Source organism: Kribbella hippodromi, from assembly GCF_039531045.1.
Taxonomy (GTDB): domain Bacteria; phylum Actinomycetota; class Actinomycetes; order Propionibacteriales; family Kribbellaceae; genus Kribbella; species Kribbella hippodromi.
In genome coordinates, this window is sequence record NZ_BAAAPH010000003.1 from 52,715 (window position 1) to 73,895 (window position 21,181).

At 67.9% G+C, this 21,181-nt stretch carries 18 protein-coding genes; 5 read left to right on the forward strand and 13 right to left on the reverse strand.

Going from position 1 to position 21,181, the window contains the following annotated elements; all coding sequences use genetic code 11:
- The first annotated feature begins 441 nt into the window (after positions 1–441).
- The gene (locus tag ABD260_RS05110) at positions 442–1,662 is read left to right on the forward strand and encodes a ferredoxin reductase domain-containing protein (RefSeq protein ID WP_344232149.1); all 1,221 of its coding nucleotides are present in this window, start codon (positions 442–444) and stop codon (positions 1,660–1,662) included.
- Positions 1,663–1,728: 66 nt separating this feature from the next.
- Here the strand turns inward: ABD260_RS05110 and ABD260_RS05115 are convergent, their stop codons facing one another.
- Positions 1,729–3,003, reverse strand: coding sequence for an exonuclease domain-containing protein (locus tag ABD260_RS05115; RefSeq protein ID WP_344232150.1), 1,275 nt, complete (start codon positions 3,001–3,003; stop codon positions 1,729–1,731).
- 24 nt (positions 3,004–3,027) lie between these two features.
- A complete protein-coding gene (locus tag ABD260_RS05120) occupies positions 3,028–3,708 on the reverse strand; it encodes a hypothetical protein (protein WP_344232151.1) in 681 nt (226 codons plus the stop codon).
- Positions 3,709–3,726: 18 nt separating this feature from the next.
- Between ABD260_RS05120 and ABD260_RS05125 the strand changes: the two genes are divergently transcribed.
- A complete protein-coding gene (locus ABD260_RS05125; protein ID WP_166677970.1) occupies positions 3,727–3,882 on the forward strand; it encodes a hypothetical protein in 156 nt (51 codons plus the stop codon).
- 107 nt (positions 3,883–3,989) lie between these two features.
- Here the strand turns inward: ABD260_RS05125 and ABD260_RS05130 are convergent, their stop codons facing one another.
- Both ABD260_RS05130 and ABD260_RS05135 read right to left on the reverse strand, forming a co-directional pair.
- The gene (locus tag ABD260_RS05130; RefSeq protein WP_344232498.1) at positions 3,990–4,619 is read right to left on the reverse strand and encodes a metallophosphoesterase family protein; all 630 of its coding nucleotides are present in this window, start codon (positions 4,617–4,619) and stop codon (positions 3,990–3,992) included.
- A 39-nt stretch (positions 4,620–4,658) separates the two neighbouring features.
- The gene (locus tag ABD260_RS05135) at positions 4,659–5,648 is read right to left on the reverse strand and encodes an NAD-dependent epimerase/dehydratase family protein (RefSeq protein WP_344232152.1); all 990 of its coding nucleotides are present in this window, start codon (positions 5,646–5,648) and stop codon (positions 4,659–4,661) included.
- Between the two features lie 247 nt (positions 5,649–5,895).
- Here ABD260_RS05135 and ABD260_RS05140 point away from each other — a divergent pair, with 247 nt between their 5' ends.
- Positions 5,896–6,207: a hypothetical protein gene (locus tag ABD260_RS05140; protein WP_344232153.1), complete on the forward strand. Its 312-nt coding sequence runs from the start codon at positions 5,896–5,898 to the stop codon at positions 6,205–6,207.
- Between the two features lie 229 nt (positions 6,208–6,436).
- On the opposite strand, the gene ABD260_RS05145 is transcribed toward ABD260_RS05140, so the two are convergent.
- From ABD260_RS05145 to ABD260_RS05185, 9 genes are all read right to left on the reverse strand, one after another.
- The gene (locus ABD260_RS05145) at positions 6,437–7,078 is read right to left on the reverse strand and encodes a hypothetical protein (RefSeq protein WP_344232155.1); all 642 of its coding nucleotides are present in this window, start codon (positions 7,076–7,078) and stop codon (positions 6,437–6,439) included.
- A complete protein-coding gene (locus ABD260_RS05150; protein ID WP_344232156.1) occupies positions 7,075–7,320 on the reverse strand; it encodes a hypothetical protein in 246 nt (81 codons plus the stop codon). The genes ABD260_RS05145 and ABD260_RS05150 overlap by 4 nt, the downstream gene beginning before the upstream one ends.
- A gap of 327 nt (positions 7,321–7,647) precedes the next feature.
- On the reverse strand, positions 7,648–8,127 hold the full coding sequence (locus tag ABD260_RS05155) for a hypothetical protein (protein ID WP_344232157.1): 480 nt from the start codon (positions 8,125–8,127) through the stop codon (positions 7,648–7,650).
- Positions 8,127–9,404, reverse strand: a complete 1,278-nt coding sequence (locus tag ABD260_RS05160; RefSeq protein ID WP_344232159.1) for a hypothetical protein — start codon at positions 9,402–9,404, stop codon at positions 8,127–8,129. Before ABD260_RS05160 ends, ABD260_RS05155 begins: the two co-directional genes overlap by 1 nt.
- A gap of 43 nt (positions 9,405–9,447) precedes the next feature.
- Positions 9,448–9,708 carry a hypothetical protein gene (locus tag ABD260_RS05165; protein ID WP_184831033.1) on the reverse strand — a complete coding sequence of 87 codons (261 nt, stop codon included), beginning with the start codon at positions 9,706–9,708 and terminating at the stop codon, positions 9,448–9,450.
- A 16-nt stretch (positions 9,709–9,724) separates the two neighbouring features.
- The gene (locus ABD260_RS05170) at positions 9,725–10,402 is read right to left on the reverse strand and encodes a hypothetical protein (RefSeq protein ID WP_344232161.1); all 678 of its coding nucleotides are present in this window, start codon (positions 10,400–10,402) and stop codon (positions 9,725–9,727) included.
- The gene (locus tag ABD260_RS05175) at positions 10,399–13,089 is read right to left on the reverse strand and encodes an FtsK/SpoIIIE domain-containing protein (protein WP_344232162.1); all 2,691 of its coding nucleotides are present in this window, start codon (positions 13,087–13,089) and stop codon (positions 10,399–10,401) included. Before ABD260_RS05175 ends, ABD260_RS05170 begins: the two co-directional genes overlap by 4 nt.
- A 277-nt stretch (positions 13,090–13,366) precedes the next feature.
- Entirely contained in the window at positions 13,367–13,759 is a 393-nt protein-coding gene (locus ABD260_RS05180) for a VOC family protein (protein ID WP_344232163.1), read from the reverse strand.
- A 7-nt stretch (positions 13,760–13,766) separates the two neighbouring features.
- Positions 13,767–13,964, reverse strand: coding sequence for a hypothetical protein (locus tag ABD260_RS05185; RefSeq protein WP_344232164.1), 198 nt, complete (start codon positions 13,962–13,964; stop codon positions 13,767–13,769).
- A 120-nt stretch (positions 13,965–14,084) separates the two neighbouring features.
- On the opposite strand from ABD260_RS05185, the gene ABD260_RS05190 reads away from it, so the two are divergent.
- Together ABD260_RS05190 and ABD260_RS05195 are read left to right on the forward strand one after the other, a co-directional pair.
- Entirely contained in the window at positions 14,085–17,180 is a 3,096-nt protein-coding gene (locus tag ABD260_RS05190) for a PD-(D/E)XK nuclease family protein (protein WP_344232165.1), read from the forward strand.
- Positions 17,173–20,916 carry a UvrD-helicase domain-containing protein gene (locus ABD260_RS05195; RefSeq protein ID WP_344232166.1) on the forward strand — a complete coding sequence of 1,248 codons (3,744 nt, stop codon included), beginning with the start codon at positions 17,173–17,175 and terminating at the stop codon, positions 20,914–20,916. The genes ABD260_RS05190 and ABD260_RS05195 overlap by 8 nt, the downstream gene beginning before the upstream one ends.
- Positions 20,917–21,181 lie beyond the last annotated feature (265 nt).

Below are 21,181 nucleotides of genomic sequence, written 5' to 3' on the forward strand. Positions count from 1 at the left end.
ACCGGGGCGGCGTCGGGATGAGGCCGACGCATTCACACGTTCTCAGGGGGATTCGTCATGGGTGGGTTACGCACGCGTGCGCCGGTTCGGCGCGACAGGGGTAAGAACAAGGACAGCAAGGCGGAGTGCCGTACCGGACGGCGGCTGGACCCTACTGGTCGACCGATCGCACGGACGCAGCAACGGGAACCCCTCGGACGTACCAGGCTCCGGGGACCCGGCGTGCTGCCGGACAGCTTGCGGACACCCGCAGCGTCACCGCACGAGGCACGCCGTCCGCCGGGTGACCCCGGCGCGCCAGCGCCACTCGGGCAGGCCGCGTCGCTCGGCCCGGTAGCGCCGCTGCCATCTGCGGTCCTGCCGTCTGCCGTCGGGTTGCCGGCTGGCGGGTTGCCGGAGAGGCTGCCGAGGTGGCGGCGGGCCTGGAAGCACCCTCGGCTGATGCAGAGCAACCGGCTGATCCTGACGGTTCTGCTGGTCAACTCGGTGGTGTTCGGCTACGGCCTCGCACAGCACTGGTGGGCCACGGTCGGGCATGTCGCCCTGGTAGCTCAGCTGAACTTCGCCCTGGGAGTTCTCATTCGCCAGCAGTTCTTCGTGAACGCGCTCTCGCGGCTGGTGATGACCGTACCCAAGTCCTGGCCGCTGCGGCTGCGCTGGGCGCTGGCCAAGGGCTACCACCTGGGTGGCTTGCATGTCGGCGGCGCAATCTGCGGGACTCTGTGGTTCGTAGGCCTGACTGTCGTCGCCACCGGGCGGGTGGGCTTGCCGGTACTGGTGATCTACTACGCGCAGGCGCTCCTGCTGCTGGCGATCGTGTTCACCTCGCGACCGAAGTTCCGGGCCAAGCGGCACGACCTGTTCGAGCGCATGCACCGGTTCGGCGGGTGGACCTTGTCGACGCTGTTCTGGAGCGGGGCGGTGCTGCTCGCCGACGAGACCGCCGACGGCGACTCGTTGCCGGAGGCAATCATCAGTACGCCGACTATCTGGGTGCTCGTGGTGACGACCGCCAGCTCGCTGCTGCCGTGGCTGCTGCTGCGCCGGATTCCGGTCGAGATCACCCGTCCGTCGTCGCACGTGGCGCTGGTCCAGGCTGCCGGGCGGCGGCCGATGGCCGGAACAACCCGCTCGATCTCGCGGCATGCGCTGCGGCAATGGCACAGCTTCGCGGTGGTCCCGACCCCGAATGCGCCGGGGTTCCGGATGGCAGTGTCCCGGGCCGGCGACTGGACCGGGGAGTTCATCGACAACCCACCTTCGCACCTGTGGGTCCGGGGCGTCCCGACCGCCGGGATGGCGAACTACGGCACGGTCTTCCGGAAGGTGGTCTACATCGTGACCGGGAGCGGCATCGGCCCCGTGCTGGCGCATGTCCTGGCCGACCGGGTACCGCACCAGCTGGTCTGGGTGACCCGTGATCCGGTCAAGACCTACGGCCAAGAACTGGTCGACGAGATCCTGACGGCCGCACCCGGCACCCTGATCTGGGACACCGACGCCAACGGCAAGCCGGACATGGTGGAACTCGCCTACTCGGCCTACCGGTCGTCGGGTTCCGAAGCCGTGATCTGCGTGTCGAACAAGAAGGTGACCTGGTCGGTCGTGCACGGCCTGGAGAGCCGGGGAATTCCGGCACTGGGCCCGATCTGGGACTCCTGATCGCACAGCACCACTCACCCACCCAGCTGGGTGAGTGGTGCCCTGCGCGGCTGCACCGACGGAAACTCAGCCCGCTTTGCGTTCGGGGGCAGGCAATAGACGGCGGAAGTCGTCGGTGGAGATGATCGGGACACCGAGCTCCCGCGCCGCTCGGGCCTTGACCGAGAGACTGTCGACGTCCGCGGCAACCACAAACGTGGTCTCGGGTCGCACCGCCTCCTGCGGTACGAAACCCGCCGCCACCGCACGGTCCCACCAAACCTCGCGGGCCTCGACCATGTCCCCGGTGAACACCAACGTGCTCCCCGCCGGAAACCCCCGCGCCCCCGGACGATCCGGTACGACATACGCCCCGCCACTCACCCGCACCAGCGCATCGTCAACATCCGCCGCACCACGCCCCAACATCACAGCGACCTGGTCAAGATCCTTGCGCTGATCCGCCGTCACAGTCCCATCCGCATACGAAGCAGTCGCCAACGCGGCCACGTACCACCGGTGCAAACTCTCCACCTGCGATCGCGTCAACCCAAGCTCGGTCGCGACCTGCACCAACTGGTCGGCGTCAGCGGCGGTGATCTCCCGGTTCGCCAGGATCGTGTCGAGCAACACCAAGTACGAGTCGGCTTGCGGCGGCTCCGGCACGCGGGGCAACTGGTCGACGAGTCGACTCATCCATCCGTGCCGCCCACCCGCATGCACCGGGCGCACGGTCGGCGCGACGCCCGTACGCGGCAACACCGGCCAGGGCAGTTGCCGAACCTCCTCGTACGCCCATTGCCAGGGTGGCGGCGACGGAAACGCCTGTAGATACGAGCCGAACAGCTCCGCCGTGGCGCGGGTGTCCGCGAGCGCGGAGTGCCAACCCTCGATCGAGATCCCGGCCGCCGCGCAGCACGCGCCCAACGTCCGCTTTGCCCCGGGATACAAATAGCCGGCCAGCGCCATCGTGCACATCGACCGCTCGGTGATCAGCGGCACCACCACTCCGAGCCGCGCGAACTCCGCCCGCAGGAACCCGAGATCGAACTCGACGTTGTGCCCGACAACCATCCGCCCGGCCAGCAGCTCCGCCAGCTGCGCCGCGATGTCGCCGAACTCCGGCGCCGCCAGCACGTCGGCGGTCAGGATGCCGTGGATGTGCTGCGGCCCCAGATCACGTTGCGGATTCAGCAGCGTGACCCACTCACGCTCGACCTGTCCGCGCGCATCCAGCAGCACGACCGCGATCTCGATGACCCGGTGCCGATGGCTCGGCGACAGACCAGTCGTCTCGGTGTCGATGACGGCGTACATCCGGGCCTCCTCCGGCTTGCTGACCGACTGGAACAACCCAATCACACGCCGCCGACACTTTCCGTGCCGTCAGCTGTCCGGCCGCTCCATTGCCTGCTCAGCTCCGGAGTCGGCCGGCGACTCGATCGGCAGGTCCACGGCGATTTCCGCGCCCAGTTTCGCGCCGTGCTCCAGCTGAAGCTCATCACCGCTCCAGAACCGGCCCGGGTCGTACCAGTTCGGCCGCCGCCCGTGCAGCAGCCCCATCGCCTCGTACGTCACCGCGACCACCTCAGCGCAGTACGCCGACTCGAGCTCCAGTTCGCGGTTGCCCTTCCGGAACGCCGGCACCCGGCCGCGTACCCAGCGCGAAGCGAGCCGTGCGGTCGAGGGGAAGGGCGTACCGTCGAGGCGCGCCACCGTCTGCAGAACCGCGTCCTCCATCGCCCGCGTGACCGTGTGATCGAGCTGCCGAAGCCACGCGTGCTGACCGTACTTGCGGCCCCAGACAAGCACCGCATCGCGCAGGTCGTGGAGTTGCACGCCGCGATGATGAGTCCCTGTCCACATATCCGGCAGCGATCGGCCCAGCTCGGCGTGCCACATCAGCGGCGGCAGGTCCTCGACGACGATCGCCATCCCGACGTGGTTGACCGGGCTGTTGGTGGTCAGCTGGATCGCGCGATCCGCCGCGCTACCGCCGCGGAACAGCCAAATGTCACCTGTTCGTGTCAGTTCCGTAGCGTCATCCAGTGAAATCCGGGTGTTCACGTCGCTAGGTTAGTCGTCATGAAGGTATGGAAGGTGGTAGGGCTTGCGGGGCTCGTCGGCGTGGCCGCTACGGGCGTTGTGGTCGCGCGGGGCGAGCGGAAGCGCCGGGCGTACACACCGGAAGAGGTCCGCGATCGCCTCAAGACCCGGGTCAAGGAAGCAGCGAACGCCTGACCCACAGCGCTGATCGGTTCGGGTGAGCGGGGCACGCCGTAACTCGGTGGTACGGCATTGGTCCTGCTCGCCCGGCCGGATCAGTTGTTGCAAGACGCAACGACCGTCTACAGGTTGTGCAAGGCAACTTGTTCGAGACGGCCGGCGGTGATCGTCGCGGTCTGGTAGGTGCAGTACGGCTGCCGGCGGCGGTCCGTCGGTGATCCAGGGTTCAGCAACCGCAGTCCGCCCGGGCTGGTGGTGTCCCACGGGATGTGGCTGTGCCCGAACACCAGTACATCGACACCCGGGTACGCCCGCTCGCAGCGTTCTTCGCGGCCTTTCGCCGTACCGGTCTCATGCACCACGGCAACCGACAGCCCCTCGAGCGTCACCCGCGCCACCTCAGGCAGGCGTGATCGCAGCTCGGGACCATCGTTGTTGCCCCAGCAGCCGATCAGCCGCCGCGACCGCGCTTCCAGCTCGTCCAGCAGCGCGACGCTCACCCAGTCCCCAGTATGGATGACAACGTCGGCCAGCTCGACCGCAGCCCAAACCGGCTCCGGCAACCTCTTCGCCCACACAGGCAGATGAGTGTCCGGGAGGGTATCTGGGGACTCTGGGCCGTAGCGAGGAGGTGCTCGGTGCGGTAGCTCGGTGCGCGGGAGGGGAGGCCTCGATGTGGTTTCATCGTGGCCTTTCCTCCCGTGCGGCGAGGTGCCGTGCCGAGTGCCCCGCAGTAGGCGCAGGGTCCCCAGATGCCCTCACATCAATACCAGGCGCATGCGCCCACTCTTCTACGCCTTCAGTGACTCGATCAACTCCTTCTCCTTCGCCGCGCTCAGCCCGGCGCGGCGCTCGCGGTCCAGGCCGAGCTCCCGCTCCCACGCGAGCACATCCTCGAGGAACTCGCGTCGCGGCCGATGCGTCAGCCCCGCCGCCGCGGCCGCCGCACCGCTCCGCGACGACCAGCCCTCGTACCCGGGCTCGGTGATCCACATCGCGAGCGATTCCGGACCCATGTACTGCTCGACCTTCTGGTCCTCGAGCCATTTCTGCGGCGCAAGCACTACCGGGCCAGTGTGGCCGCCCACCTCGCGCGCCAGCTCGATCCACTCGCCGAACGGCACCACCGGACCGACCGTGTCGAATGTCCCGGTCCGCCCCTCGGTCGCACCGTCCAGCAACCAGGCGGCCAGATCACGGACGTCGATCACCGAAGACGCCAGCTCCGGCGTGTCGGGTACGAGCAGTGGCTCTTCCGGCGCCCGCGCCGCGCGCGCGACCCACGCACCGGCCCGATCACTCGTGTCCCCCGGCCCGCCGATCAACCCGGCGCGGGCGATCACCAGCCGATCCCCGACCACCTCACGCGACGCGAGCTCACAAGCGACCTTCGCCTCGCCGTACTGCTCCTTGTCGGCGATGTCCTGATCGGTCGGCTCCCGCACCGCCGCGGTCTCGTCCGCGCCGGGCGTGTCGAACTTCTCGTACGCATTCCCCGACGACACGTACGTCCAGTGCTTGGCCCGCGCGCCGAACGCGGCCAGCGCACCCTTCACGAACCCCGGTTGCCAGGACACCTCGAACACGGCATCCCACTCGCGGCGCGGCACCGCATCGTACGCATCCGGCCGGCTGCGGTCCGCGGCCACCAAAGTCGCGCCCGCCGCGACCTCGCCGCTCTCGCCCCGCGCCACACAGGTCACCGAATGCCCACGCGCCAGCGCCTGCGCGGCAATCTCCCGACCGAGCCACGCCGTCCCACCGAGGATCAGAATCTCCATGCCCGCAAGCCAATCAGGCCGCACCGACAATTCCCAAGCACCTCTGCGGAGGGCAGACAGCGGCCGCGGCGGCGGGTGGCCGGCGACAGCGTTCAGGCGGCGCCCGCAAGTGGCCGGCGACGGCGGGTGAAGCGGTGCCCGCGCCCGGTCACCATGGGGGTTGAGGCCTTGTCAGGCATGCGATCCGGGAGCACTGTCGAAGCAGTGGACGCCTAGGGGTGGGCGTCCGTAACCCCAGGGGGCCGAGATGGCTGGTTTCGTTCAGATCATCGAGTACCGGACGTCGAAACCGGACGAGATCGCGACGTTGATGGAGGAGTTCCGGACCAAGCGGATGGCCGCGAACGACGGGCCGGCACCGGTGCGTACGACCGCGTGCGCCGACCGGGACGTACCCGGCAGGTACTTCGCGATCGTCGAGTTCGCGTCGTACGAGGAGGCGATGGAGAACTCCGGCCGGTCCGACACGAGTGAGTTCTCGGCCCGGATGATGGAGCTGTGCGACGGACCGGGGACCTTCTACAACCTCGATCTGCTGGCGGTGATGGACTACCGCTGACAAGCCGCCGGAGCCACGTGGTGTGGTCGGGTACGGCGTACCTGATGCGGTCAGGTACGGCCGGTGCGGTCAGCTACGGCCGGTGCGGTCAAGTACGCCCGGTGCGGTCAGGTACGGCCCTGGTGTGGTCAGGTGCGGCGTACACCGGCTCGCCCAGGTGTACGCCGCACCTGTGGTCGGCGCACCGGCTCCGCGAGGGGGTTCGAAACCGGTACGCCGGATCAGGGGGTCAACGGAACACGCGGTAGGAAGGCCAGCCGGCCGGCGGCGCCGCGCCGTACCCACCTGCCTCCCCGTCGGAGTGCAACGGATCAGGGTCCTGCGGCGCGATGCCGTAGTTGCCGGAAAAGCGTGCCGATGACCTGTTGGCCGGCACCTTGCCCGAAGCCGACCTTGCCTGCTGGCCCGGTGCCTCAGACCTGTTCCTCTGGCCCGGTGCCCCAGAACTGTTCTTCTGGCCCGGTGCCCCATACCTGTTCTTCTGGTCCGGTGAATCGGACCTGTCTTGCGGGTCCGACGCGTCGGACCCGCTGTGGTGGTCCGGTGCCTCGGACTGGCTTGTGTGTTCTGGTGGTTGGGAGGAGTGCAGGTCCGGCCAGGGTTTCGGTGGGAGGGACTCGGGCGGCGGCAGCTCCAGCTCCGGGTCGGGACCTGCTTCCGGGTCCATCCACTCGATCACAGTCGCCCCGCCGTGCCCGTGGATCGCGACGACCGAATCGATGCCGTCCCAGACAGTCGTGGTCGGATAGTCCCCGTACCAGCGCAACGCCACCGCACCGTCGCTGAACTGCACCCCTTCCGCGACCGGCCCCGTACCACTGACACCGGACACGTCCTGATGCCGGATCAACCGAAACCGACGGGAACTCATTTCGGAGCCACCTCCCACAACCGTTCCCCCGGCAAGGCCCGATCGGGCCCCGGATCGTGGTCCGGTACCGGGTCGGTCGTCACCCGCAACCCGGCGAACCTGCGCGACATGGCGGCCGCGTACCGCTCCGCCACCTCAGCCTCGGCCCGGTAATCGGCAACCACATGGTCCCCGAACCAGACCCGTACCCGACGACGCTCAACCCAGACCAGCCCCGGCCCAGGATCACCACCGTCGGCCATCTCAATGCACCCGAAACCGCAGCGCACCGTTTCCCATCAGCGACCTCGCAAGACAACCCTTCACGTCATCACTTCCACTTCCCTGTGGGGATGGGTTCACAGGAGAGACGCACACCCCCACCCTTCATGACGCCATTCCCCCAAACTCCCCAAAGCCCACCCCCACCGACACCTTCTACGCCCACTGCCCCCCTACAACCCACCACCGATCAAACAACCCGCCAGCGGACAGCCCACCCCAGCCCAACAAGCCGGCACACACGTGTAGCCCGGGCGAACGCGGACGTACCAGCACCACCCAGACGCACCACACCCCGCGATGACCCGTCAGCCACCGACGACCCAGCCGCGCCACGTGTCGAGATCTTCCGCGTCCGGGGTGATCAACGGATCGAACGTGTGCGTACCGGCGCCGGGCAGATGTGCCTTCATCAACGTGTCGAGGTTGTGTACGAGCAGCGCGGGCACGTCCGGCCGCGCAGCCACCAGATCGCCGAAGATCGCCTCGGTCTCGCGCAACTGCCACGCCTCGTCCTTCAGACCGACCAGCGACACATCAAGATCCACCGCATACCGATCGATCGCCTGCACCTCGTCAGGCTCGGGCTCAACCATCGCGAACCCATTCCGACGAACCACCACCCGCACCACACCATCCCCGGCCCGCGCCGGCCGCCGGAACAACCGCTCATCCTCACCAACCTCAGCCCCCACGACCGCTTCCAGCCCCAGCACCTCCCCCAACCACCCAGCAACCACCCCAACAGACTCATCCACAGCCACAAACACGTTGTCACTCGTCGACATCACTGCCCCTTCCTGAAGGTGACCATTCGTCCATCACCGAGAATGACATGAACAATCGCATCCACGGATTTCCCGGGCTGACCGCAGGCCATCCGAAATCCCCGCCATGCCATTGCTTCATCGAGATCAACTTTCCGGCCGTCGATGAAGACTTCGCCGGCGGCGCCCACCTGGTCGCTGGCGTTGTTGATATTTCGCTTCACAGCAGACAACGAAGCCCGGTCCAGTGTCTTGAACTCGACGACCACGCCGTCGTCGGACCCACTTCGGCGCAGTGTCGCATCCGGGTTCTTCTGATTCTGAACGGTGTGGTTCTCCGGCCGCGCGTCGATGCGCCAACCCTCCGCTTCAAGGCGGTCCGCGATGTCGCGTTCCTTCGGTACGAATCGCCCTGCGGGATCATGCACCCCTGGAGCAAAGTCGCTGCCGATCGGCCGGAGGTCGACGGCCGGGTTGAAGTCGTCCTGGGTCGGCCGCAAGGTATCCGGGAGTTGGATGTCGGCTGTGATCGGGGCTGGTGGGGTGTCTTCTGGGTAGTCGAAGGTGGCTTGGAGGTGGGTGGGGGTGATGGTGAGGGTGGCGTGGGTCCAATTGGGGGTGGGGGGTTGGGACATTGAGGTCAGGAGGGATTTTATGGCTTCGGTCAGGGCGGGGTCGGGGTCGAAGGGGTGGTCGGCGGTCAGGCGGGTTTCGCGTTCGGCCTCTTCTTTTTTGTTGCGTTCTTCGTATTTTATTTCTTCGGATTCGGTGATGGTGATTTCGAATTCGAGGAGGTCTTCGGGGCGGTCGTCGTCTTGTTCTTCGTCTTTTTTGTGGGTCTTGCGGTAGTTTTCGAAGGCTTTGCGGGCGACGGTGATCACCGGGGGTTCGCCGTCTTGTTCGAGGTCCAGGTCCTCGTAGCCGGCGGTCAGGCGTTTGGTGCGGCCTTGGGAATCGCGTTCGGGGGCGTCGCCGGTGCCGCCGGTTGCTTTGTTGCGGTTGGCGGAGTCGGAGGAGGGGCGGTTCGTGGAGGGGCCGACGGCGCCGACCAGACCTTCGGCCCAGGCGCGGGACTTGGGTGGGGCCATGGAGAGGTAGTGCGCGGCGGCCTCGCAGGCGCGGGCGGCGGCGTCCAGCTGCTGGGCGGCGACTGTTGCTTGCCCTTGGGATGCGCTGAGCGCGAGCTGCGCGTTTTCACGGCAGCGTACGGCGGTGCGTTGCAGATGTTCGACCACCCGCGGGATCTCGTCGAAACAGTCGACCAGTCCGCGAGCGACCCGTTGCAGCTCCGACGGCATCAGTCACACCCCCCGCAGAATCAGCGAAGTCCCGGGCGGATTCTCAGATTTGGTCGGCGTAGTTCTTGCAGCCGGCGGAGGCTATTTCGAGGGCTTCAGCGGCTTGTTCCACTGCTTTGCCGGCGGCTTCGAGGATTTCGGTGATGTCGCGGTCGATACCGGTCGCGGTGCCGGCGATCAGGCTCTCCACCAGCTGGCTGTGCTGGGTGAACCGGAGTTTGAACCCGGCCAGCCCACCGGCTGCCTGCTTGGCCTCCATCGAGACCTGGTGCAGCTGTTCCTTGAGCCGCTGTACGTCGGACACCTCAACCCACTCCCAACTAGTTGCGCTTCTTCGGCAGCACGATCGCCGTACCCGCCACCACGACCGGCACCGCGATGGCCAGCCACCATGGCAGACCGGCGGCCATGAGTACGAAGACCAGCGCCGCTCCGCCCCAGCCCCACCAGCGCGCGCCAGGTAGCCGCGGCAAGCCCAGCACCCGCGACGCGGCCAGCATCGTCACCGCTGCGATCGCCGTGGCCTCGACCGCGGCCAGGAACGACCTGCTGATCGCCCACACCAGTACGAACCCGGCCAGTGCCAGGACCGCGCTGATGGTACGCCGCTTGCGCTGTTCCTGGAGCGTCCGGGCTGTCGTACGGACCTGTTCCAGCTGGTCGACTGTCTCGGCCAGCTGTTTGGTGATCCGCGCGGCGACGGTCTCGATGTCGTTCAGCGCGCGGATCTCCGGCAGTGTGTGGTTCGCCCGCTTGCCTTCGGCCGGCAACCCCGCCCGTTGCAGACTGGCGGCGGCCTTCTCGGCCAGCGCGTTCAGCCGGGTCTGGAGCTTCTGCCCGCGCTCAGCCATCGCATCAGCTTCGGCCGCCGCAGTCGCCTCGGCCTTCGTCTTGTGCGCGGTCAACCGGTCCTGCGCCTGTTGTGCATCGGCTCTGGCCATCGCGACAGTACGAAGAGCGCGCGCGTACTCGGTCCACAGCTGTTCTTCGGTCTTCATCGCCGTACCAACTCCACCGCGCGCTCCACCTCGTCCGACCGCAACGCAGCGAACGGTACGACGACCTGTGCTTCCGGATGCAGACCGTCCCACAACAGCGCCCGGTGCGGTTCCGACGCCCAGCGCACCAGCGGACCGGCCACAGCTCGTACGCCGTCCTGTGGATGCCGCAGGAACAAGTGCGTCGCGACATTGGCGCGCCCGTACCCGAGTTGTTCCGTACAGACATGCAACCGATTCCACCACCCGAAGGTGATGAGCCCCTGGGCCGGACCGTCGCGGACGATCTCCTGCAGTGCGTTCGCCGGACTCTCGAAGAAACCCTCCGCGTGGACCTGCATCCGTGGTACGCCATGGAAGCCGAACCCGAGCAGGTACGTGTTACCGGCCTGTCCGGCTCGCAGTGCATCGCGCAGTACGAACAGGCGTGGCGCGATGTCGTCGTGCTTGTCGACGGTCTCGACTTCACAGCCCAGCTGCCGCAGCACCTGTACCAGCGCGTCCTTGCCCTCAGCAACCGCCGGCGCGGAGTTGGTGCCATCGATGAACACGAACCGCGGTCGCTCCACCGCAGCCGCCGCGGTGGATACCGCTAGTCCGGTCAGCACGCCGAGTGCGTCCACCGGGCCGTCGCCCAGTACAAGCACGCCCGCGCCAGGCTCCGGCCGTACCTCGATCTGCACTGGCTCCTCGGTCACCGCGATCGGCAGTCCCGTCCACGGCCGGCCAGTCTCGGACCGCACCGCGGCCGCAGTGTCCGTCAGCCGTGCCGGCTCAGCCAGGTGGAACACCCGCGGCGGCCGTACGTCACCTGCTGTCTCCCACAGCTCCCGACGCAAAGAGTCAAGCACTGGCTTGTCCGCGAAGCTCACCAGCACGTGCTGGTTGTCATCTGGCGAACCGAAGTTCGCATTGAGAACCGCCTCACCACGGAACTGCAACTCAGCAGCCGCAGTGTTCCCACTGCGCAGAATGGCCTGCGAGTCAGCCGGCGTCGTCTTCAGCGCAATCCGGTACGGCACTTGTCCGAAGATCGAGTCCCGCCGCGTCGACAGCCGCTTCACGCCCTCGATCGTCTGTGTCGCCAGCACGACGTGTACGCCGTACGCGCGCCCCAGCCGTACCAGCCGCTCCAGGAGCTTCGCCGCCTCGTCCGCTAGCTCGTCATCGTCTTCCAGCAGCACCTGGAACTCATCCAGTACGACCAGGATCCGCGGCGGCCGCTCCGGACCGGGTGGAAGCTCCGCGATGTCCGCAACGTTGCCATGCGCCTTGAAGATCTCACTGCGACGTGCCAGCTCGTCGGACAGGTGCCGCAGCACAGCCAGACCGAAGGCGCGGTCGCTGTGTACGCCAAGCACTCGCACCTGTGGCAGCCAGTGCGGCCGCTCCGGCCCCGGACCGAGGGCTGAGAACTCCACACCATGCTTGAAGTCGAGTAGGTACATCTCCAGGTCCTTGGGCGCATACCGCGCGGCCAGACCATGGATCAGAACCAGCAGCAGGTTCGACTTACCTTGACCTACTGCTCCCCCGACTAGCACATGCGGCAGCGCCGGGTTGCCACTGCGCAGCCGGACCAGGGCGGGCGTACGGTCGTCGTACCCGATCACCGTACCGATCTCGTCCTTGACAGGGCGCCACCAGGTGGAGCGGTCCGGCAGCGTGCGTTCGAAGTCGATGGTCGGGAGTACTGCAAGCTCCGCCTGCTCGGCGATCACGTCACAGATGCCGGTGGCAACGGTCGCGTCGAACGGCGGGTCCAGCTTCGCCGGCGGCAGTTGGGCGACCTCAACGCGGCCGTTACTGACAACAACCGGGTCCAGTAGCTCCAGCAGCTGCTTGGAGTCCACATCCAGCTCACCTGAGGTCGACGCGTCGTAGTGCACCAGGAAGCAGATGCCGCGCTTGCCAGCCGTCGCAGCGAGCCGGAGCAGGTCCCGCTGGGCCAGCGTGTCAATGCCGAACGGGTAGTCGAACAGGATGACCAGCCGGTACGGATCGGTGACCTGACTGGTCTCCTTCAACAGGTCCTCGAACCGCTCGTGCCCCAGCTGCGCCTGCCGACTGGCACGCAGTGACGACACGTCAACCAGCCCGGACAGCACGGTGTGCAGCTGCTCCGCGGTGTGCGTTGCCCTAGGCACCAGTTGCGGGTACTTGGTGGTCAGATGACCGAGCAGCCCCATCATCCCGGTCAGTCGCGGGTCGAACGCGTCGATCCGCAACCGGAACGGCTCGGCAGCAGCGATCAGCCGTAGCGCGACACTCTGCAACAGCAGGCGCGCGGACTCGTTGCGGCTCGCGGTGACCTTCCAGCCGTTCGTACGCAGCAAGGGCGCGACCACTGGCGTACCAGCGTCCAGCTCCCCGACGCGTACGTACGCCGGGACGCCCGCGCCTACAAGTTGCCGGGATCGCCAGCGAGCGTCGTTCGGCGGGATCGATGCCAGGCCGGGTGCGAGCCTATCGGCGAGCAGCCGTGCCTTCGGCTCCGCCTCGGACATCGCCTCAGCGGTCTTGGCGTCGACCAAGGCCCGTGACTCGCGCCGGGCGATCGCTGTCTGCTCCTGCATGTGTCGGTGCAGCTGGACCGCGCGCTGGTGCTCGCCGTGGGTCAGCCGGCGCGCGTTCTCGAGCAGTTGCCCGAGCGCATGCTGCAGACCGCGAATCCGGGCTTCCAGCACCTCCGGGGCAGCACCGCCACCATCGGTACCTGGTTCCGTCGGCGCAGAACGCCCACTGTTTGTCGTGCGCGCAGAGCGCCCTGTGTCTGCCGTGCGCGCAGAGCGCGAAGCCGATCCGGGCATACCTGCCCCGTCAGGCTCCTCCGTCACGAGCACCGCCCTTTCACACTTCCCCGCGACCGTATCGATTGCCTGCGACCTGCCTGCAAACTGCCTGGTCCAACAATGTCACACCAGGAGCCCCATCCGTCACTCCAGGCATTGGTCGTCTCACGAACTATTCCGCGACGATCTCCAGCTCGTACCCGTCGCTGTTGTGCAGGAAGGCGGCGTAATGCCGCGGCCCGCCGGCGTACGGGTGCCGGTCGGGGAACATCAGCGTCCAGCCGTGCCCGGCCGCCTCGGCGACGATCCCGTCCAGCTCGGCCCGGCTCGCGGCGTTCAGCGCGAGGTGGTTCATCCCCGGCCGCATCCGGTCGTGCTCGCCGGCCGACATCGCCGGGCTCTGCTCGACCACCAGGTAACTGCCGTCCGGCGCGGTCCAGGTCATCCCGCCGGGCCAGCCGTCACCGTCCTTCCAGCCCATCCGGTTGAGGACCCAGCCCCAACTCGCGACGGCCCGGGACAGGTCCGGAACCCAGATCTCGACGTGATGCACCGCGGCAGCCATCGGAGCATTATCTGTGCTCGTCGGCGTGGTTCGACACGGCCATCGAGATCATGCCGGAAATCAGCAGCCAAACCACCGCCGCGAGCAGCCACGGCCACCACGGCCGGACCTGCGCGGCCTCGGCGACGGCCTTGCCGAACAGACCGCCCGCGGGCGCGAAGACGAGCACGAGCAGCACCCGCGCGATCCTCGGCTCCCTGGTCATTTCTTCATTGTCCGAGCCGTCCGCCGCCCGCGCAGAAACCTTGGCGTTTCGCGCCCGGTCATCTTTTTGTCCGTGGCAGGGTCTACCGTCTGCGATGACAGTCGAAGGACGGGGGTTGTGGTGAGTAGCACCCGGATCGAGAGCACGGCGTACGGTGCCGCGGCGCTGGAGCGCCTGCAGGCCGTCGTGGCGCGGCTCAAGGCAGACGATCCGATGACCCCTGTCACGCTGTTGCTGCCGAACAATCTGGCGGGTGTGGTCGCCCGCCGCCACCTCGCGCGCACGACCGTCGCGGGGCTGTATCTGGCCACTCTCGAGCGCCTCGCCGAGCAGGTGGCCGCAGGTCTGCTGTCGCCGCGCCGGCCGGCCACGCGCCCGATCGTCGCCGCGACCTGGCGGGCGGCGCTGGCCAAGGCGCCGGGCATTTTCCAGGACGTCGCCGAGCATCCGGCCACCATCCAGGCGCTCGGCTCCGCGCATCGAGAGCTCCGCGATCTGACCGAGCCGACCCTCGCCAAGGTCGCGCACGCGTCAGCGCTGGGGCCCGACCTGGTTCGCCTGCATCGGCACGTCACCGGCGAGCTGGCGACTGATTGGTATGACGAGACCGATCTGCTCCGCACCGCGGCGCTCCGGGTCGCGGAGTCGCCCGAGGTCGTGCGTGAGCTCGGCGCGCTCGTCCTCTATCTTCCGCAGGAGCTGACCCAGGCCGAGGCTGCTTTTGTCGCCGCGCTCGGTGACGCGGCCGCCGATCTGACCGTGATCGTCGGCCTCACGGACGTCCGCCGCGCCGATCGCGCCGTCCGGCGTTCGCTGGAGCGGGTCGGGATCGACCTGCCACCGTCGATCTCGAAGAACTATCCGGTCGCGACCGAGATCCTGAACGCGTCCGACGCCGACGACGAGGTGCGTTGTGTCGTACGGGACGTGGTGGCCGCTCTTGAACACACGCCCGCGCATCGGATCGCGGTGCTCTACTCGGCGATCTCGCCGTATGCGCGGTTGCTGCACGAGCATCTCGGCGAAGCGAAGATCCAGGTCAACGGGCCGGGTACGCGCCCGGTGCACGAGCGGGCGATCGCGCGGACGCTGCTCGAAGTGCTCGCACTCGTCGACCAGGACCTGCCTCGCGCCGATGTTTTCCGTGCGCTGGCGAACGCACCCACGCGTGACTTCACCGGCGAGCGCATCCCGGTGCCGCAGTGGGAGCGGATGTCACGGGCCGCCGGTGTGGTGCGGGGCGACGACTGGGACACGCGGCTCGCCCGGTACGCAGAGGCCGAGCGGCGGACGGCTGATCAGGAGGAGGCGGCCGACGATCCGCGGCCGGCAGCGGTGCGGCGGGCGCAGTACAACGCAACCACCGCGGAGCGCTTGCATGCGTTTGCTTCGGAGCTTCGGCGCCGGTTGAATGCGCTTGCCTTGCTGGAGAGTTGGGCTTCGCTGGCCTCTGGGGTGTTGCAGCTGTTCCAGGAGTTGCTCGGGGACTACGCGTCCTTGCCGGTCGAGGAGCAGTACGCGGCGGCTGCGGTTGAGGGTTCGTTGACCGGGCTGTCGACGCTGGATGAGCTCGGGACACCGGCGAACCTCGCCGTGCTGCGAGATGTCCTGGATCTGGAGTTGCAACAGTCGCTGCCACGGGTCGGCACGTTCGGGACGGGTGTGCTGGTGGCGCCGTTGTCGGCCAGCGTCGGGTTGTCGGCGGACATCGTGTACGTCGTCGGTCTGTCCGAGGATCTTTATCCGGGGCGGGTACATGAGGACGCGCTGCTCCCCCATCGAGTTCGTGAGGCGGCGGCGCCGGAGTTGGCGTCGTTCCGGGATCGGTTGGATGAGAAGCAGCGGCATCTACTGGTCGCGTTCTCGGCGGGTGCGCGGGTGGTGGCGTCGTTCCCGCGTGGCGACCTGCGGCGGTCGTCACGGCGGTTGCCGACGCGTTGGTTGCTGGGGTCATTGCGTGAGCTGACGGGTGATCACGCGCTCCCGGCGACCCAGTGGGATCGGCACGAAGAGGTGCTTCACACCTCCGCCTCGTATGCCGGATCGTTGACGACGGCAACGATGCCGGCGACGGAGCAGGAGTGGCAGACGCGCGCGGCCGCGGCGCGGTTGTGGGTGAACGACAGCGTGCTGGTGCAGGCCCGTGAGCTGTTGCGCGGGCGCGGTTCGAACGCGTTCACTCGCTTCGATGGTGATTTGTCGGGGGTTTCGGGCCTACCTGAGTACGCGGTGGAGGATCGGATCGCGTCGCCGACCTCGCTGGAGTCGTACGCGACGTGTCCGCATGCGTACTTCGTCCAGCGACTGCTTCAAGTGGAGCCGTTGGAGGCACCTGAGGATCTCCTGGTCATCTCCCCGATCCAGATCGGGAATCTGATCCACCACAGTCTGGACACGTTCGTGACGCGGCTCGCGGGCTCGCTGCCTGGGTACGGCGAACCGTGGACGGCTGAGCAGCGGCAGTTGTTGCTGGTGATCGGTGCGGAGCTGGCCGATCGGTTCGAGGCGGAAGGGCTGACCGGTCATCCGCGGTTGTGGCAGCGCGAGCGAGTCCGGATTCTGTTCGACTTGATGCGGTTGCTCGACGACGATGACGCTTGGCGGGCGGAGAAGCGGGCGTCGGTCGTTGCCAGCGAGCTCACGTTCGGGTTTGACGGTGAGCCGCCGGTGGAGATTCCGGTGCCGTCCGGCCGGGTGCTGCTGCGTGGTTCCGCGGACAAGGTCGATCTGGGCGCGGACGGGACGATCTACGTCACCGATGTGAAGACCGGCGGCTTCTCGCGGTACGAGGGGATCGAGACCGACCCGGTAGCGGGTGGGACGAAACTGCAGTTGCCGGTATACGCGTACGCGGCGCGTGCCCGGCTCGGCGAGAAGTCGACTCCGGTCGAGGCGTCGTACTGGTTCGTGCGGAAGGGCGGGCGGCGGATTCCGGTGCCGTTGACGCCTGAGGTCGAGCAGCGGTACGTGGAGACGCTCGAGGTGATCGTGTCGTCCATCGCGGCTGGGCAGTTTCCGCCGAAGGCGCCCGAAGTACCTGACTTCCTGTGGGTCCAGTGTCCGTACTGCAACCCTGATGGGATCGGGCACAGTGAAGTACGGGCTCGGTGGGATCGCAAGCGTCATGATCCGGTGCTGGAGCGGTTGGTCCGGTTGATCGACCCGACAGCGCTACCTGATTTGTCCGCGGCGGATGCTGGAGTCGAGGATGAGTGACGTGTTGCTCGACGGTTCGGCGCGGGAGCGGATTCGGTCCGACACCGAGGCCACGCTGTTCGTCGAGGCGGGTGCCGGTTCGGGCAAGACCCATGCGCTCGTCGATCGCGTCACCACTTTGGTGCTGCGCGATGGCGTACCGCTGCGGACGATCGCGGCCGTGACCTTCACCGAGAAGGCCGGCGCGGAGTTGCGCGATCGGTTGCGGGTGGAGTTCGAGAAGGCGCGGCGCGGTGACAATCGGGCGCTCGCCGATGCGGCGCTGGACGATCTTGATTCGGCCTCGATCGGTACGTTGCATGCGTTCGCCCAACAGATCCTGCTCGCACATCCGATCGAAGCCGGGCTTCCGCCGCTGATCGACGTACTCGACGAGGTCGGTTCGTCGGTCGCCTTCGAAGAACGCTGGGCCGAGCTGCAGCAGCAACTACTTGACGACGACTCGATCGCCGAGCCACTGCTGCTCGCGATGGCGGTTGGGGTTGAGCTCAAACATCTGCGGTCGCTGGCTCGGTTGTTCGGCAACGACTGGGACTTGATCGCTGATCGCGTACTGGTCGATCCGCCTGAGCTGGTGGCGATGCCGGATCTGACCGGGCTGATCGCGGCGGCGGCCCAGATCGGTCTGGCGGTGGAGTCGTGCCTTGATGCCGAGGATCGGTTGCTGCCGAAACTGCAGCAGATTCGCGAGCTCGGGCTGCAGCTGGAGGCCGCGTCCGATCAGGAGACGCAGCTCGCGATCCTGCAGATCTTGCGCGGGCTGAAGGTCGGCCGGATCGGGCGCAAGGAGAACTGGCCGGACATCGCCAAGCTCCGTGCGGATTGCGGCGAGGTGGTCGAGGTGGCCGGTTCGCTGGTCGAGCTCCTCCTCGATGCTTGCCTTCGGCACCTTTCCCATTGGCTCGCGGTCCGCGTCCTGGAGTCGGCCGAGCTGCGCCGCGCCGAGGGGCGGCTGGAGTTCCACGATCTGCTGGTGCTGGCCCGCGACCTGCTCCGTCGCGACGCCGGCGTTCGCGCCGACCTGCAGGAACGCTTCGAGCGGCTGCTGCTGGACGAGTTCCAGGACACCGATCCGATCCAGATCGAGCTTGCCGTACGCATCGCCGGCGGCGCCGAGGCGGACGCCGACGATTGGCAAGAGGTGGAGGTCCCCGACGGGCGTCTGTTCGTGGTCGGTGACCCGAAACAGTCCATCTACCGCTTCCGCCGCGCCAACATCGCCACGTACCTGACGGCGCAGAACTTGCTGGGCGAAACCGTCGCCCTCACCACCAACTTCCGCACCGTCCCACCCATCCTGACCTGGATCAACACCGTCTTCACCACGCTGATCCAGCCCCAGGAGGCAGCCCAACCCGCGTACCAGCCCCTGGCCCCCCACCGCCAAAACCCCACCACGCATCCCGGCGCCTCCGCCCGCGCAGGTACATCAGCTGATCACCTCAGCGCATCATCCGATGGCCCCGGCACGACCACCAACCGCGGCGGTACGCCAATCCCCCGCCCAACCACCACCGCGCTCCCCGGGCGGAGCGGCTCCCCCGACCCGACGCCAGTCGAAGGCGACCAGCTCTCCATCTTCGACGACCCCACCCTGTTCGACGACCCCGCCCCGTACGAGCAGAGCGAGAATGGGGCGCCGACGGGGAGCCCTAGCACAGCCGCCTCTCCCACCGGCAGCCCCGGCACGGACAGCTCCGGTACAGACAGGTCCGGTACGGACGGCTCCGGCGCAGGCGCGGGCTCTAGCTCCACGGATGCTGACGGGCAGGTCGGGGATCTGGCGACGGTGTTGCCCTTCCGGCGGCGGGGCGAGGTGTTGTCGGGTGCTTTGCAGGGCGACGAGCCGGTGTCTGACCTCGAGGACGGTGCGTCGGATGCCTCAGCACAGGAATCACCTGATGCCGAGGTGATTGATCCGGCGGGTGGGCCTGCGGTGGTTGTGCTGGGTGGTGTGCCGCATGAGGACTTGCCTCGGGCGCAGGCTTCGGTTTTGCGGGAGCGGGAGGCGGCGGATGTCGCGGCAGTGGTGGAGGAAGCGCTTCGGGACGGCTGGTTGGTGTACGACGAGCGCGCGAAGAAGTGGCGACCGGCCGCCGCAGGCGATATCGCGGTACTGGTTCCGGCTCGTACCTCGCTGCCGTTCCTGGAGGACGCGCTCGACCGCGCCGACATCCCGTACCGTGCCGAAGCCAGTTCGCTCGTCTACCAGACCGCCGAGGTTCGCGACCTCCTCGCCTGTGCCCGCGCACTCGGCGACCCGAGCGATCAGCTGGCGCTCGTCACCACCTTGCGCTCGCCGCTCTTCGGCTGCGGTGACGACGACCTGTTCACCTGGAAACGCTCCGGCGGCACCTTCACCCTGACGGCGCCGGTCCCCGATCAGCTCCTCACACATCCGGTCGGCGCCGCGATGGAGTGGCTGCGGCGCACCTATTACGCGGCCCGCTGGCTCACCCCCAGCGAGGTGCTCGCGAAGATCGTCGCCGACCGCCGCATGCTCGAGGTCGCCGCGATCGGCCCGCGCGCCCGCGACGCCTGGCGCCGGATCCGGTTCGTGGTCGATCAGGCCCGCGCCTGGTCGGAGGTCGAGCACGGCGGCCTCCGCTCGTACCTGGCCTGGGCCGCACACCAGGGCGAGGAAACGTCCCGCGTCGCCGAGGCGGTGCTGCCGGAAACGGACGCCGACGCCGTCCGGGTGATGACGATCCACGCGGCGAAGGGGCTCGAGTTCCCGATCGTGATCCTGTCCGGCATGACCGCCGCCCCGAACCGGCAGCGCGGCGTGCAAGTGCTCTGGCCGCCGGACGGTGGGTACGCCGTGAAGCTCAAGTCCTCCGTACAAACCGAGGACTTCGACCTGGTCCAGCCGGTTGACGAGCAAATGGACGACTACGAACGGCGCCGCCTGCTGTACGTCGCCGCGACCCGCGCGCGCGATCACCTGGTCGTGTCATTGCACCGTTCGGGCAACCGGCGCCACTCGAGCAATGCGGAGCTCCTGGCGACAGCGGGTGGTGTCGAGGCGCCGTACGCGACCCTCTTCAACAGCCCGCCCGTACCTGACCGCGAGCCGTCGGCCGGCGCGGAGGTCACACCGCCGATTTCGCGTACGGAGTGGGAGGCCCGGGCCGCTACCGCGCAAGCCGCGAGCCGGGCCCGGTCCGCGCAAAGTGCGTCCGGTCTGGAAGGTACTGGGCCCGAGGCGACGCTCACCGACATCGACCCTGGTACGGCGAAGGCTGCCCGTGATCTCGGACTGCCGCCCTGGTCGAAGGGACGGTACGGTACGGCGATCGGGCGCGCGGTTCACGCCGTACTTCAGGTGGTCGACCTCTCCACCGGCGCCGGGTTGGAAGCCGCGGTCGCGACGCAGTGCCTGGCCGAAGGGGTGCTCGACTACGCCGACGTCGTGACCGCGCTGGTGCGATCGGCGTTGGCGTCCGAGGTCGTCCGGCGGGCGGCTGCGCGGGAGCATTGGCGCGAGTCGTACGTGGGCACTGTCCAACCCGATGGCACTGTGCTTGAAGGATTCGTGGACCTGATTTATCGCGAGGACGACGGGCGATTGACGATCGTCGACTACAAGACCGACGCCATCCCCGCGGCGGCACTTGCCAGTCGAGTAGCGCATTACGCACCGCAGCTCCAGGCGTACGCCGCCATCCTCCCGAACACCGCACCACCCGTCCTCCTGTTCCTAACCCCCGACACCGCCACCGAACACACCCTCTGACCCCTCAGCCGGGTCCCATCGCACGGACGTACACCCCGCGGAGACCACGGACACCTGCTCGAGCGCCCACGCTCCCCACCAGCTGCCCATGGCGTGCCGCGGGTCCGGGGCGAGCGCCCGCAGTCCCCACCAGCTGACCACGGTGCAGCGCGGGCCCGAGGCGGGCATCCGCAATCCCCACCAGCTACCCATCGCGCGGCGGGCCCGGGACGGGCATCCGCAATCCCCACCAGCTACCCATCGCGCGGCGGGTCCGGGACGGGCA

Coding starts and splice junctions, on each gene's coding strand:
- ABD260_RS05110 (WP_344232149.1), top strand. CDS start 442: ATGCAGAGCAACCGGCTGATCCTGACGGTTCTGCTGGTCAACTCGGTG.
- ABD260_RS05125 (WP_166677970.1), top strand. CDS start 3,727: ATGAAGGTATGGAAGGTGGTAGGGCTTGCGGGGCTCGTCGGCGTGGCC.
- ABD260_RS05135 (WP_344232152.1), bottom strand. CDS start 5,648: ATGGAGATTCTGATCCTCGGTGGGACGGCGTGGCTCGGTCGGGAGATT.
- ABD260_RS05140 (WP_344232153.1), top strand. CDS start 5,896: ATGGCTGGTTTCGTTCAGATCATCGAGTACCGGACGTCGAAACCGGAC.
- ABD260_RS05145 (WP_344232155.1), bottom strand. CDS start 7,078: ATGAGTTCCCGTCGGTTTCGGTTGATCCGGCATCAGGACGTGTCCGGT.
- ABD260_RS05150 (WP_344232156.1), bottom strand. CDS start 7,320: ATGGCCGACGGTGGTGATCCTGGGCCGGGGCTGGTCTGGGTTGAGCGT.
- ABD260_RS05155 (WP_344232157.1), bottom strand. CDS start 8,127: ATGTCGACGAGTGACAACGTGTTTGTGGCTGTGGATGAGTCTGTTGGG.
- ABD260_RS05160 (WP_344232159.1), bottom strand. CDS start 9,404: ATGCCGTCGGAGCTGCAACGGGTCGCTCGCGGACTGGTCGACTGTTTC.
- ABD260_RS05170 (WP_344232161.1), bottom strand. CDS start 10,402: ATGAAGACCGAAGAACAGCTGTGGACCGAGTACGCGCGCGCTCTTCGT.
- ABD260_RS05180 (WP_344232163.1), bottom strand. CDS start 13,759: ATGGCTGCCGCGGTGCATCACGTCGAGATCTGGGTTCCGGACCTGTCC.
- ABD260_RS05185 (WP_344232164.1), bottom strand. CDS start 13,964: ATGACCAGGGAGCCGAGGATCGCGCGGGTGCTGCTCGTGCTCGTCTTC.
- ABD260_RS05195 (WP_344232166.1), top strand. CDS start 17,173: ATGAGTGACGTGTTGCTCGACGGTTCGGCGCGGGAGCGGATTCGGTCC.